We start from the raw sequence: 12,400 nt of genomic DNA, 5'->3' as shown, positions 1-12,400 counted from the left end.
GTGCGGCACGGTGGATCCGGCGGACGGCGACGGGGGTACGGCGTGGACGCACTCGTGCTGATCACGGTGCTCGGCGCCACGGTGCTCGTCGGCACCACCATCGGCGGCCGGTACAGCGTCGCGCCGCCGGTGCTGCTGATCGCCATGGGCGCGCTGCTCGGCCTGCTGCCACCGTTCGAGGACGTGGTCCTCGAACCCGAGGTGGTGCTGGTGCTGTTCCTCCCGGCGATCCTCTACCGGGAGAGCCTGGTGGTCAGCCTCCGCGAGATCCGGGCCAACCTCCCGGTGATCGTGTTGCTGGCCGTCGCGCTTGTGGTCCTCACCATGGTCGCGGTCGCGTACGTCGCCCAGGCGCTCGGCGTGGCGCCCGCCGCCGCCTGGGTGCTCGGCGCGGTCCTGGCGCCCACCGACGCCGCCGCGGTCGCCGGTCTGGCCAAGCGGATGCCACGCGGCATCCTCACCACGCTGCGCGCGGAGAGCCTGGTCAACGACGGTACGGCGCTGGTGCTCTTCGCGGTGGCGGTCGGCGTGATCGCGGGCGGGCGGGTGCCGGGCGCGTTCACACTCACCGGCGAGTTCCTCGGCAAGTCGCTCGGTGGGGTGGCCGCCGGCCTGCTCGTCGGTGGGCTGGTGGTGCTGGTCCGTCAGCACGTCGACGATCCGATGCGTGAGGGCGGGCTGAGCCTGCTCACCCCGTTCGTGGCGTTCCTGCTCGCCGACGCGGCGCACTCCAGCGGGGTGCTCGCGGTCGTCGTCTCCGGGCTGCTGCTGTCCTACGCCGGTCCCCGGGTGATCCGGGCCCGCTCCCGGCTCACCGCGTACGCGTTCTGGGACCTGTCCACCTTCATGATCAACGGTGGCCTGTTCGTGCTGCTCGGCATGCAGGTGCCCCGCTCGCTACGGAGCATCACCAGTCACTCGCCGATGGCGTCCCTCGGTATCGCGGTGCTGGTCGCCCTGGTCGTGGTGGCGACCCGGATGGCGTGGGTGCACCTGTCGGTGTCCGCGCTGCAACGGATCGACCGCCGTCCGTTCCGGCGGGCCCGACAGTTCGACGCCCGGGTGCGCACGGCCGCGGGCTGGGCCGGTTTCCGGGGCGCGGTCTCCCTCGCCGCGGCGCTGGCCGTGCCGGTCACCACGCACACCGGCGCCCCGGTGCGCGAGCGCGACCTGATCATCTTCGTCACCGTGGTGGTGATCGTGCTGATCATGCTGGTGCAGGGCACCACCCTGCCGGCGGTGGTCGGTTGGGCCGGGCTCAGCGGCGACGCGGAACGCGACGACGAGGTGCGGCGGGCGCGGATCCGGGCCACCGAGGCGGTGCTGGAGGCGTTGCCGGGGGCCGCCGCCGAGCTGGGCGTCGCGCCGGACACGGTGGACCGGCTCCGCGCCGGCTACCGGGACCACCTGGAGGACGTCCGCAACCCGCGCGGCGAGGAGGCGGACCGGGACCGGGAACTGGCCCGCCGGCTCCAGCTCGACATGCTGGACCGCAAGCGTCAGGAGGTCACCCGGCTGCGCAACACCAACCAGATCGACGATGCGGTGCTGCGGGAACTCCAGGCCGCCACGGACATCGAGGAGATTCGGCTGCTCGGCCCCGAACTGGAGGACTGANGTGGCCCGGTGCGGCGGGACGCCACGCCGGGCCACGGCGGTGATCAGCCGGCCGTGCAGCTCACGGTGCCGGAGGGGGCGGTGCCCGTCCCCTGGAAGCCGAACTCGGTGGTGCCACCGGCGGGGACCTGCCGGTTGTAGTCGACGTTGCGGAAGGTCACCAGGCCGTTGGTGCCGCTGCTCTGCGCGCTCCACGCGTTGGTGACCGCCGAGCCGGAGGGCAGGGTGAGCGACACGGACCACCCGTTGAGCGGGCTGCCGCCGGCGGTGACCCGCACGTTGGTGACGAAGCCGCCCTGCCACTGGTTGGTGCTGAGCGTCGCCGTGCAGGCGCCGGCCGGCGGCGGAGTCGTCGGCGGGGCGGTGGTCGGCGGGGCGGTGGTCGGCGGCGCGGTCGTGGGCGGCGTGGTGGTCGGCGGGGTCGTGGTGGGCGGCGTCGTCGTCGGCGGCGTGGTGCCGCCGGCGTTCAGCGCGTTGAGCGTCGAGGTGTACGCCGCCTTCTTGTTGCCGTTGCCGTCGAAGAGCAGCGGCGTCCCGCTGGCCCGCCACGAGTCGCTGTCGCGGATGCCCCAGACGGTGATGCCGTTGCAGCGCGCCACGGCCAGGCAGTCCTTCACCACGTTGCCGTAGGTGGTGGCCTGGGTGCTGCCGGAACCCTCGATGTCCAGCTCGGTGATCTGCACGTCGACGCCGAGGTCGGCGAAGTTCTGCAACGTGGTGCGGTAGTTGCCCGGGTACGGCGAGCCGCTGTTGAAGTGCGACTGGAAGCCCACGCAGTCGATCGGCACGCCGCGGGCCTTGAAGTCCTTGACCATGTTGTAGACGCCCTGCGTCTTGGCCCAGGTCCAGTTGTCGGTGTTGTAGTCGTTGTAACAGAGCTTCGCGCCCGGGTCGGCGGCGCGGGCGGTGCGGAAGGCGACCTCGATCCAGTCGTTGCCGGTGCGCTGGAGGTTCGAGTCGCGGCGGCCGCCGTTGCCGTCGTCGAACGCCTCGTTGACCACGTCCCAAGAGTGGATCTTGCCCTTGAAGTGGGTGGCGACCTGGGTGATGTGGTTGACCATGGCGTTGCGCAGGGCGGTGCCCGACAGGCCCTGCGTCCAGCCCGGCTGCTGCTGGTGCCAGGCCAGCGCGTGCCCGCGTACCCGCATGCCGTTGGCCTGCGCGTGCGCGACGAGCCGGTCGGAGCTGGAGTAGTTGAACTGGTTCTGGGACGGCTCGGTGGCGTCCCACTTCATCTCGTTCTCGGCCGTGACCATGTTGAACTCGCGGTTCAGGATGCCGACGTACGTGGCGTCCGACAGCTTGTTCACGGCCACCGCGGTGCCGAAGTACCGGCCCTGCTCCGCTGCCGACGTCCCGAGGGTCGTCCCGGCGCTGGCGCTGGTCGCCACCGCGATCGTCGCGGCGACCGCCGCGCCCCCGGCCAGTATCGACACCACCGCGGTACGCGGACGCGACCGGGCCGTCGTGCTCCCGCTGCCGCGGGCAAGCACCTTGTCCATCTTCGAGAACCTTTCCTAGCCTGGTGAAAAGGGAACGTCCACCTCGACCACCGCCCGCCACGGTGTCGGCTCGTGCGCGGGCCGCCCGGAGGCCGCGCGGGTGGGGAGTGACTCCCCGGCACCGTGAGTTGATCGAAGTGAATCGCTGCGTCGAGCCTACCGGAACCGTTCCGAAAACTTAACGTTCTCAATGGCTCGATTCCCCGGTCGGCGGCACCGGCCCGGGGCCGTGAACGCGCCGCCCGGAGCCGGTCGGTGGGCGGCCGGTAACCCGGCGCGACGGCTCCGGAAGTTTCGGCGCCGGGTGGGCGACGCTTGAGCGCGGCCGCCCCCGGGGTCGATGCTGGACAGCACATCGACGCCCCACGATGGAAGAGGTTCCCCGGATGCGCCGACCGTCGCTCGTCGCCCTCGCCCTCGCCGCCCTGCTGGCCGCCACCCCGGCCGCGGCCCGGGCCGGCACCGCCCCACCACCCGCACCGGCGACGCTCGCCGAGCTGCGCACCGCCGGCACCGCCTGGGGTCACGACCCGGGCACCGGCCGCCTGACCGTCACCGTCGACGACACGGTACGCGGAGCGGCGCTGGCCGCGCTGCGCCGCTCCGCTGCCCGCGCCGGCGCGGTGCTGCGACACGAGCCGGGCCGGCTGCGCCCGCTCATCGCCGGCGGCCAGGCCGTCTACAGCGGCGGTGGGCGGTGCTCGCTCGGCGCGAACGTGCACAGCGGCAGCACCTGGTACTTCGTCACCGCCGGGCACTGCACGAGCCTCGCCGCCACCTGGTACGCCGACAGCGCCCGCACCACCGTGCTGGGCAGCCGCACCGGCAGCAGCTTCCCCGGCAACGACTACGGGGTGGTCCGCTACACCGGCACGGTCGCCCACCCCAGCGCGGTGTACACCTATCCGGGCCAGGTGACGATCACCGGCACCGGCACCCCGTACGTCGGGCAGGCGGTCTGCCGCAGCGGCGCCACCACCGGCGTGCGGTGCGGGCTCGTCACCGGGCTGAACCAGACCGTCAACTACGCCGAGGGCAGCGTCACCGGGCTGATCCGCACCAACATCTGCGCCGAACCCGGGGACAGCGGCGGCCCGCTCTACGTGGCCGCGACCGGCACGATCCTCGGCATCCTCTCCGGTGGCAGCGGCAACTGCACCAGCGGGGGCACGAGCTACTACCAGCCGATCCAGGAGATCCTCGCCGCCTACGGCCTCACCCTGCCCTGACCACCCCGCCGGGAGTGCCCGGACCATCGGTCCGGGCTAGCCTGACCCGGTGACCGTCTATGCCCTCGCGCAGCTCACCGTCCACGATCGAGCGCGCTACGACCGTTACGTCGCCGCGTTCCTGCCGGTGCTGGCCCGCCACGGCGGCCGGCTGCTCGCCGCCGACACCGCCCCCCGCGTGGTGGAGGGCGACTGGCCGCACGACAAGGTGGTCCTGATGTCGTTCGACCGCCGGGAGGACTTCGAACGCTGGTCCACCTCGCCGGAGTACCGCGCGATCTCCCGCGACCGGGAGGCGGCCACCGAGGGGGTGGTCCTCCTGCTCGACGGCATCGGCCACGCCTGGCCCGCCTGAGCCCGCCGCCTGCGAGCCGGTCGGCGGGCTCAGAGGCGGTGGCGTACCCACACGTTCGGCTCCACGTAGGCGGCGTGGTCGTGCGCCACGTCGACCAGCACCGGCGCCAACGCGCCCGGCACGTGCACCGGCCCGCTGGCGTCGAACGGCAGGCCGGTCCAGCGCCGCCAGTCGGCCAGCGTGCCGGTGACCACCATCGACCGGGGCGCGACCCGCTCCACGACGCCGCCGGCCCGTACGTGCACCCGCAGCCACGGGTCGACCGGCAGGCCGTCGGGGCGCCGGCGCGTCGCGTACTCGGCCATCGGCAGGTCCGGGACGGCGGCCTTGCCGTTGGGTCGGACTGGTGCCACCAGCGTGTCGAAGCCCTGCCGGGCGGCGGCCGCGCGCATCGCCGCGAGCATCAGGCCGGACACCCCGCCGCCGCGCCGGTCCGGCCGCACGCAGATCTCCAGCGCGGACACCAGGTTGGGGGTGGCGCCGGTGAGCCGGTTCAGCGTGGCCCGCTGGATCATCCGGTCCCAGCCGCCGTCGGGCAGCTCCTCCTCGGTCCAGCGCAGCGGCACCGCGTATCCCCGGGCGACGGCCCGACCCGGCTCGGCCGGGTCGACGGCGGCGAGGACGAACTCCGGGTAGAGGTCGTGGGCGACGCCGTAGTAGACCGCGCCCATCGGGTCCCAGAGCATGAACGGCGGCCAGGCGCCGTCGAAGTCGGTGTCGAGCAGCGGCGCGAGGTCGGGCCGCTCGGCCAGGGTCACGATCTCCAGGGTCACGCCGGGCACGGTAGGTGCTCGGGGCCCGGCGCCGCACGCCGATTTCCCGCGGCTCACCCGGGCCGGCTCAACCGCCGGCCCGCAGGTAGGCGAGCACCGCCAGCACCCGGCGGTTGGTGTCCTCGTCCGGTGGCAGGTCGAGCTTGGTTAGGATGTTGCCGACGTGCTTGCCGACCGCCGCCTCGGTGACGTGCAGCCGGGCGGCGATCGCGGCGTTGGAGTGCCCCTCCGCGACCAGCCCCAGCACCTCCCGTTCGCGGGGGGAGAGCGCGGCGAGCGGGTCGCGTGGGCGACGCAGCAGGAGCCGCACCACGTCCGGGTCGACGGCGGTGCCGCCGGCCGCCACCCGGCGCAGCGTGTCGGCGAACTCGGCGACGTCGGCGACCCGGTCCTTGAGCAGGTAGCCGATCCGCCGGCCGTCGCCGCTGTCCAGCAGCGCGGCCGCGTACCCGCTCTGCACGTGCTGGCTCAGCACCACGACGGCGAGGTCGGGGCGCTCCGCGCGCAGCGTGACGGCCGCGCGCACGCCGTCGTCGCGGTGCTGCGGTGGCATCCGGATGTCGGTGACCAGCAGGTCGGGCCGGTGCGTGCGGACCGCGTCGAGCAGCTCCGGGGCGGACCCGACGGCGGCGGCCACGGTGAAGCCGAACCGGGTCAGCAGGCCGACCAGGCCCTCCCGGAGCAGGACCTCGTCCTCGGCGAGGACGACCCGGGTCACGGACGGCACGGCAGCTCCACCCGGACGAGGGTCGGCCCGCCGGGCGGGCTGGCCAGCAGCAACCTGCCGTCCACCGCGGCCACCCGGTCCGCCAGCCCGGTCAGGCCGGTGCCCCGCGCCGGGTCGGCGCCGCCCCGGCCGTCGTCCTCGACCTCCACTACCAGCCGACGGTCGGTCCGGGTCAACCGCACCTCGGCGCGGGTCGCGCGGGCGTGCCGGGCCACGTTGCCCAACGCCTCGGACACGACGTACCAGGCGGTGGTCTCCGCCGGCTCCGGCACCGGGCGGGGCAGGTCCGCGTGGACGGTCACCGGGACCATCGAGTGCGCGGCCAGGTCACCGACCGCGCCGGCCAGCCCGAGTTCGGCGAGCTGCGGCGGGCGGATGCCCTGGACGATCCCGCGCAGCGTCAGCATCAGCTCCTTGGCCTGCTCGTGCGCCACCGCCAGCGGTCGCGCCGCCGGGGAGTCGTCCGGCACGTCCAGGCGGGCCAGCCCGAGCTGAAGGGTGAGGCCCGTCAGCCGGGGCTGCGCCCCGTCGTGCACGTCCCGTTCGATCCGGCGACGCTCCGCCTCGTAGCCGCTGACCAGGCGGGCCCGCGACCGGGTCACCTCGCGCAGGGCGGCGCCGTCGGGCGCGTCGTCGAGCAGCCACCGGGCCACCGCGGCCTGGCCGGCGACCAGCAGACCGGCCAGGTAGAGCAGCGCCGGCGCCACGAGCACGCCGACGACCGCGTACGGGACGGCCTCCGCCGGGGAGTCGATCGTCGCCCGCAGCAGCACGATCCGCTCCCGGCCGCCGGTCAGCCAGGGACCGGCGACCAGCGCGAGGTCGAGCAGCACCAGCAGCGCGAACGTCCCGTACGCCACCGGCACCACCACGCCCAGCCAGGCGGCGTACGCGACCTCCCGCCAGGCGGCGCCGCCGGTCCAGCGGGCGGCCGGACCACGCCGGTCGGGCGCGCACACCGGCCGGTCGTCGACCAGGCCGAGCCGCCACCGCTCGAACGTCGCCACCGGCGCGCCGACCAGCGGGGCGAGGGCCAGGCCGGTCAGCGTCACGGCGGTGAGCACGGTGAACGCGACGACGTCGACCGGCCGGTCCTGCCGCCACGCGCCGACGACCAGGAGCAGCGGCGCGGCCAGCACGGACGACACCACCGCCAGGGCGCCGGCGACCGGCAGGGTGGTCACGGCGTACGCCAGGGCACGCCACGGCCAGGCGGTGAGCGGATAGCGGCGGCGGCGCAACGCGCCGGCCAGGTGCGACGGCTGATCAACGGTCATGCCGTGACNCCTGGCCCTACCACTTCGTCACCGTGCGGATCACCGACTGGCGCACCTCACTGTGGCCGAAGGACGCGTCACAGCCGGTTTGAGACCTTCGCCCATCGGAGAAGTCCAGTTCGCGCGGGCAGAGCGGCCCGTGCGACCACGGGAGGTGGCGATGTCACGGAAACTGCGGGCGTCCGCGTTGGCCGGGGTGCTGACCCTGGCGATCGGCGGCTGCGGCGGGGTCGGCGGGGGAGGGGACTCCGGCGGGGACGGTGCTGTCGGCAGCGGCGCGCTGAGCACCATGGGGTTCAGCCTCTCCGACGAGATCGCCACGACCCGGGTGGACGCCTTCAAGCGGGACCATCCGGACGTCCGGCTGACGGTCACCGAGGGCGCCTTCGACGAGCAGCAGTTCCTGTCGGCGGTTGCCTCGGGCAACCCACCGGACCTGGTGTACATGGACCGCAAGCTCATCGGCACGTACGCCGAGCGCGGCTCGATCCAGCCGCTCACCGACTGCGTGGACGAGCAGCGGATCGACATGGCGCAGTACCGGCAGTCCGCGCGGGACCAGGTGACCCTCGACGGCACGGTCTACGGCATCCCCGAGTTCTCCCAGGTCCGCGTGGTCTATCTGAACGAGTCGCTGCTCAAGCGGGCCGGCCTGACCGCCGAGGACGTGAACCTGGCCGACTGGGCCGGCCTGCCGGCGTTGAACGCCAAGCTCGCCACCGTCTCCGGCGGCCGGCTCAGCCGGATCGGCATCGACCCGAAGATCCCCGAGTTCCTGCCCATGTGGGCCAAGGCGAACGGCGCCGAGATGATCTCCGCCGACGGCGCGAAGGCGAACCTCAGCGACCCGAAGGTGGTCGAGGCGCTCAGTGCCGGCGTCGCGTTGATCCGGGACCAGGGCGGCTGGGGGAAGTTCAAGTCGTTCCGTGACACCTTCGACTTCTTCGGCGCGCAGAACCCGCTGGCCAAGAACCAGATCGTCGCCTGGCCGATGGAGGAGTGGTTCCTCAACCAGGCCGCGAAGAACAGCCCGAAGGCCGAGTTGGTGGTGAAGCCGTTCGTGGACCGGCAGGGCAAGCCGCTGAGCATGTCCTCCGGCCAGGCCTGGGTGGTCACCAAGGGCGCGAAGAACCCGGAGGCGGCCTGCGCCTTCGTCAGGCAGATGACCGCCACCGACACCTGGCTCGCCGCCGCCAAGGCGCGGGCCGACGCACGCAAGGCCGAGAACCTGCCCTTCACCGGCCTGTTCACCGGCAACACCGCCGCCGACAAGAAGATCTTCGACGAGGTGTACCAGCCGACCGGCAACAAGCGCTTCGACGACGCGGTGCAGACCGTACGCCAGGCCCAGGACGCCGCCTTCGCCATGCCCGCCTCGCCCGCCGGGGCCGAGTTCGACAAGGCGTGGACGGACGCGGTCAACCGGGTGCTCTCCGGTCAGGAACAGCCCGCGCCGGCGCTCGCCCGCGCCCAGCGGGAGGCGACCGCCGNCGACGGCGTCGCACGCCGCTGGCCCGGCGGGAGGCCCGCTGGGCGTACCTGTTCCTGGCGCCGTGGATCGTCGGGTTTCTGGCGTTCACCGCCGGGCCGATGATCGCCAGCCTGTGGCTCAGCTTCACCGAGTACGACGTGATCAACGCGCCGCGTCTCACCGGCCTGGACAACTACCGGCAGCTCGTGTCCGACCCGCAGGTGGCGCGCAGCCTGGGCAACACCGTCTACTACACGGCGCTGCACGTGCCGCTGGTGATGGCGCTCTCGCTCGGGCTGGCGCTGCTGCTCAAGCGGGTCGGTCGGCTCCAGGGCTTCTTCCGTACCGTGTTCTACCTGCCGGTGATGACCCCGGCGGTGGCGGTCGGGATCCTGTTCCTGCTGTTGCTCAACACGCAGGACGGTCTGATCAACCGCGGCCTGGCCCTGGTCGGGATCGACGGGCCGAGCTGGACCACCGACCCGGGCTGGGTGATGCCGGGCATCGTGCTGATGAGTCTCTGGAGCCTCGGCTCCACTGTGATCATCTACCTGGCCGCGTTGCAGAACGTGCCCCGCGACCTGTACGAGGCCGCCGACCTCGACGGCGCCGGCGCGTGGGCCCGGTTCCGGCACGTCACGCTGCCGATGATCTCCGGCTCGCTGTTCTTCACGCTGATCGTCAACACCATCGCGTCGCTGCAGATGTTCACCGAGGTCTACACCATGTACTTCGGCAACCGGCAGACCGCCGGTTCGTTCAACAGCGACGCCGCGTCGTTCTACGTCATCCACCTGTTCCGGGAGGCGTTCCAGTTCCTGCACATGGGCTTCGCCTCGGCGATGGCCTGGCTGCTCTTCCTGATCATCCTGGCGATCACGCTGGTGCAGGTGAAGCTCGGCAACCGGTTCGTCTACTACGAGGGGGAGGACCGGTGACCACGACGAGTCGACCGGTGGGCGTCGGCACGGTGGTCGCGCCGGTGACGGCGTCCGGGCCGGTGGGCCGCCCGGACGACGGCCGCCGGCCACGCTGGCAGCGGATCCTGTTCGTGCTCGCCCTGGTGGCCGCCGCGGTGGTCTTCCTGCTGCCGTTCGTCTGGCTGGTCAGCGCCTCCCTTCGCCCCCGGGAGTACGTCTTCGCGCCGGGCTTCCTCCCGATGCCGTTCGCACCGGACAACTACGCCGAGGCGTGGCACGCCATGCCGCTGTTCACCTGGCTGTTCAACAGCGTGGTGGTGGGCGTGGCGGCGGCCGTCACGGCGACACTGTCCAGCGCCTGGGTCGCCTTCGGGTTCGCGTACTTCCGCTTCCCCGGCCGCAACCTGCTCTTCGGCCTGGTGCTGGCCACCATGATGCTGCCGTTCGCGGTCACCATGATCCCGACGTACCTGATCTGGAACCGGCTCGGCCTGGTGGACACCCAGGTGCCGCTCTGGGCCGGCAACCTGTTCGGCTCGGCGTTCTACATCTTCCTGCTGCGCCAGTTCTTCCTGTCGCTGCCCCGGGAGTACTTCGAGGCGGCCCGGGTGGACGGGGCCAGCTACCCGCAGCTGTTCTGGCGGATGGCGTTCCCGCTGGTCCGCCCGGCCCTACTGGTGGCGTTCGTGTTCGAGTTCAAGGCGAGCTGGACCGACCTGGTCAAGCCGCTGATCTACCTGCGCGACGAGCAGCTCTACACGCTGCCGCGCGGGCTCAAGGTGATCCTCGACCGGTTCGGCTACGGCGGCGAGCAGCAGTGGGAGATCGTCCTCGCCGGCAGTGTCATCGCCACCGTGCCGATGATCGTCCTGTTCTTCCTCGCCCAACGGCACTTCGTCGAGGGCATCGCGACCACCGGCCGCAAGGGATGAACGGCCGGCCGCCGGTCAGTCGGCTGCCGGCCGGCCCATCACCGCGCCCAGCTCGGCCCGGCTGGCGATGCCGAGCTTGCGGTAGACCCGGGCCAGGTTCGCCTCCACCGTCTTCGGACTGATGTAGAGGGCGTCGGCGATGGCCCGGTTGGTCTGCCCCCGGGCGGCCAGCCGGGCGACCCGCTCCTCGGTCGCGGTCATCGTGGTCGACGCGGCGGTGCGGGCGCCGATCCGCCCCAGCTCCGCCCGCGCCCGATCGGCGAAGCCGGACGCCCCCAGCGCGTCGAACTCGCCGATGGCGGCGTCCAGGGCGGCCCGGGCCTCCCGCCGACGCCGGGCCCGACGGTAGGCGCGGCCGGCGACCAGCAGGCACCGGGCCCGGTCCAGCGGCAGCACCGTCGCCGGCACGACGGCCCGCACCTCGGCCAGCGCGACCAGCGCGTCGCTCGGATCGGCGCCGGTGGCGCCGGCCAGCAGCACCCGGCTGCGCGCCAGGCCCAGCGTCGTCCACGGGCGGGGCAGCCGCGCGTGCCGCCGGGCCAGCCGGGCCAGCGCGGCGTGCGCGGTGTCCAGGTCCCCGGCGCCGACGCACGCCTCGATCCAGTCCGGCTCGAACCGCTGCCCCAGCGGCTCGGCGATCCCCGAGCCGTCCAGGTCGGCGGCGAGCGCGCCGTACGCCGCCGCGGACGTGGCCCAGTCACCGGTGCCGAGCGCCACCAGACCGGTGAGCTGACGGTGCAACCGGCGACTCCACGCGTCGTCGAGGTCGTCGGCCCGGCGCAGGCCGGCGGCGGCGACGCGACCCGCCTCGACCAGCCGCCCCCGGTGCGCGTCGAGCACGGCGGCCAGCCAGCTCTCGCCCACCAGCCCGGTGCCGAGCTGTTCGCCGAGGTCACGGGCGGCGGCGAGGTGCGCGGCGGCGGCCGGGAAGCGCCCCGCCAGCAGTTCGGTCTCGCCCAGGTGGGTGAGCGCCTCGTGCCGCAGCGGGTCGTCCCCGCGCGCCGCCGCCCGGTCCAGCATCCGGTGCAGCCGCGCCCGCGCCCGGTCGTGGTCGTCGACGGCCTTCCACCAGATCGCCGGGATCGAGCCGGCGAGGAAGGACGGCTCACCGTCCTCCGAGGACAGCGCCCGGTCGAGCAGGTCGGTGCGGGCCTTGCCGCCGGCGCGTACCTCGTGGAAGAAGAGCAGCAGCAGCGCGGCGGTGAGCAGCGGACGGTGCGGTTCCCGGTCGGGGAGCCGGGCGATGGCCGCCCGCGCGTGCCGGCGGGCCGGGTCCGGCGCGTCGTGGAACAGCGTCAGGTGCGCGTGGATCCGGCCGGCCAGGTGACCGTCGGGCCCGGCCACGACCAGGGCCTGTTCGGCGACGCGGACCGCCGTGCCCAGGTCGTCGGCGCACCACGCCACCTGGGCGCGCAGCAGCAGCGCCTCGGCCCGGTCGGCGCCGTTCAACTCGTCGGCCGCCGCCTCGGCGGCGCGGCCAGCCGCCGCGTAGTCCCCGCTGTCGAGACGACACCGCACCGCGTCGAGGCGGCGTCGGTCCCGCCGCGCCGCCTCGGCCGCCGGGGTCAGCTCCGCAGCCCGGTCGTACCACTCCGCG

The 12,400-nt window shown here is 73.5% G+C and carries 11 protein-coding genes; 6 read left to right on the top strand and 5 right to left on the bottom strand.

Annotated features, from left to right (window positions below; genetic code table 11):
- Window positions 1–42: 42 nt before the first annotated feature.
- On the top strand, window positions 43–1,617 hold the full coding sequence (locus B1205_RS02540; RefSeq protein ID WP_254909655.1) for a Na+/H+ antiporter: 1,575 nt from the start codon (window positions 43–45) through the stop codon (window positions 1,615–1,617).
- A 44-nt stretch (window positions 1,618–1,661) separates the two neighbouring features.
- Here the strand turns inward: B1205_RS02540 and B1205_RS02535 are convergent, their stop codons facing one another.
- Complete coding sequence (locus B1205_RS02535) at window positions 1,662–3,119, bottom strand: endo-1,4-beta-xylanase (protein ID WP_089154118.1); 1,458 nt, start codon at window positions 3,117–3,119, stop codon at window positions 1,662–1,664.
- A gap of 386 nt (window positions 3,120–3,505) precedes the next feature.
- On the opposite strand from B1205_RS02535, the gene B1205_RS02530 reads away from it, so the two are divergent.
- Together B1205_RS02530 and B1205_RS02525 are read left to right on the top strand one after the other, a co-directional pair.
- Window positions 3,506–4,348 (top strand): S1 family peptidase, encoded by an 843-nt coding sequence (locus B1205_RS02530; protein ID WP_089154117.1) that lies wholly within the window; start codon window positions 3,506–3,508, stop codon window positions 4,346–4,348.
- Window positions 4,349–4,397: 49 nt separating this feature from the next.
- A complete protein-coding gene (locus B1205_RS02525; protein WP_089154116.1) occupies window positions 4,398–4,703 on the top strand; it encodes a DUF1330 domain-containing protein in 306 nt (101 codons plus the stop codon).
- A 29-nt stretch (window positions 4,704–4,732) separates the two neighbouring features.
- Here the strand turns inward: B1205_RS02525 and B1205_RS02520 are convergent, their stop codons facing one another.
- From B1205_RS02520 to B1205_RS02510, 3 genes are all read right to left on the bottom strand, one after another.
- On the bottom strand, window positions 4,733–5,476 hold the full coding sequence (locus B1205_RS02520) for an N-acetyltransferase (RefSeq protein ID WP_254909654.1): 744 nt from the start codon (window positions 5,474–5,476) through the stop codon (window positions 4,733–4,735).
- Between the two features lie 67 nt (window positions 5,477–5,543).
- On the bottom strand, window positions 5,544–6,203 hold the full coding sequence (locus B1205_RS02515; RefSeq protein ID WP_089154115.1) for a response regulator transcription factor: 660 nt from the start codon (window positions 6,201–6,203) through the stop codon (window positions 5,544–5,546).
- Window positions 6,191–7,480 (bottom strand): sensor histidine kinase, encoded by a 1,290-nt coding sequence (locus B1205_RS02510; RefSeq protein WP_089154114.1) that lies wholly within the window; start codon window positions 7,478–7,480, stop codon window positions 6,191–6,193. Before B1205_RS02510 ends, B1205_RS02515 begins: the two co-directional genes overlap by 13 nt.
- 160 nt (window positions 7,481–7,640) lie before the next feature.
- Between B1205_RS02510 and B1205_RS02505 the strand changes: the two genes are divergently transcribed.
- The 3 genes from B1205_RS02505 to B1205_RS02495 are packed head-to-tail and all read left to right on the top strand — an operon-like array spanning window position 7,641 to window position 10,803.
- Window positions 7,641–9,074, top strand: coding sequence for an extracellular solute-binding protein (locus B1205_RS02505; RefSeq protein WP_089154113.1), 1,434 nt, complete (start codon window positions 7,641–7,643; stop codon window positions 9,072–9,074).
- Complete coding sequence (locus B1205_RS02500) at window positions 9,071–9,889, top strand: carbohydrate ABC transporter permease (protein ID WP_254909653.1); 819 nt, start codon at window positions 9,071–9,073, stop codon at window positions 9,887–9,889. The genes B1205_RS02505 and B1205_RS02500 overlap by 4 nt, the downstream gene beginning before the upstream one ends.
- Window positions 9,886–10,803, top strand: coding sequence for a carbohydrate ABC transporter permease (locus tag B1205_RS02495; RefSeq protein ID WP_217809741.1), 918 nt, complete (start codon window positions 9,886–9,888; stop codon window positions 10,801–10,803). The genes B1205_RS02500 and B1205_RS02495 overlap by 4 nt, the downstream gene beginning before the upstream one ends.
- 15 nt (window positions 10,804–10,818) lie before the next feature.
- Here B1205_RS02495 and B1205_RS30755 read toward each other — a convergent pair.
- Window positions 10,819–12,400: helix-turn-helix transcriptional regulator (locus B1205_RS30755; protein ID WP_254909652.1), on the bottom strand; the 1,582-nt coding region annotated here is incomplete at its 5' end.

It is taken from the genome of Micromonospora sp. NBS 11-29 (genome assembly GCF_002140155.1).
GTDB lineage: Bacteria > Actinomycetota > Actinomycetes > Mycobacteriales > Micromonosporaceae > Micromonospora.
This window is presented reverse-complemented; position numbering and strand designations above follow the sequence as displayed.

Excerpts from the sequence above, each read along its gene's own strand:
- B1205_RS02535 (WP_089154118.1), bottom strand. The coding sequence starts at position 3,119 with ATGGACAAGGTGCTTGCCCGCGGCAGCGGGAGCACGACGGCCCGGTCG.
- B1205_RS02530 (WP_089154117.1), top strand. The coding sequence starts at position 3,506 with ATGCGCCGACCGTCGCTCGTCGCCCTCGCCCTCGCCGCCCTGCTGGCC.
- B1205_RS02510 (WP_089154114.1), bottom strand. The coding sequence starts at position 7,480 with ATGACCGTTGATCAGCCGTCGCACCTGGCCGGCGCGTTGCGCCGCCGC.
- B1205_RS02500 (WP_254909653.1), top strand. The coding sequence starts at position 9,071 with ATGATCGCCAGCCTGTGGCTCAGCTTCACCGAGTACGACGTGATCAAC.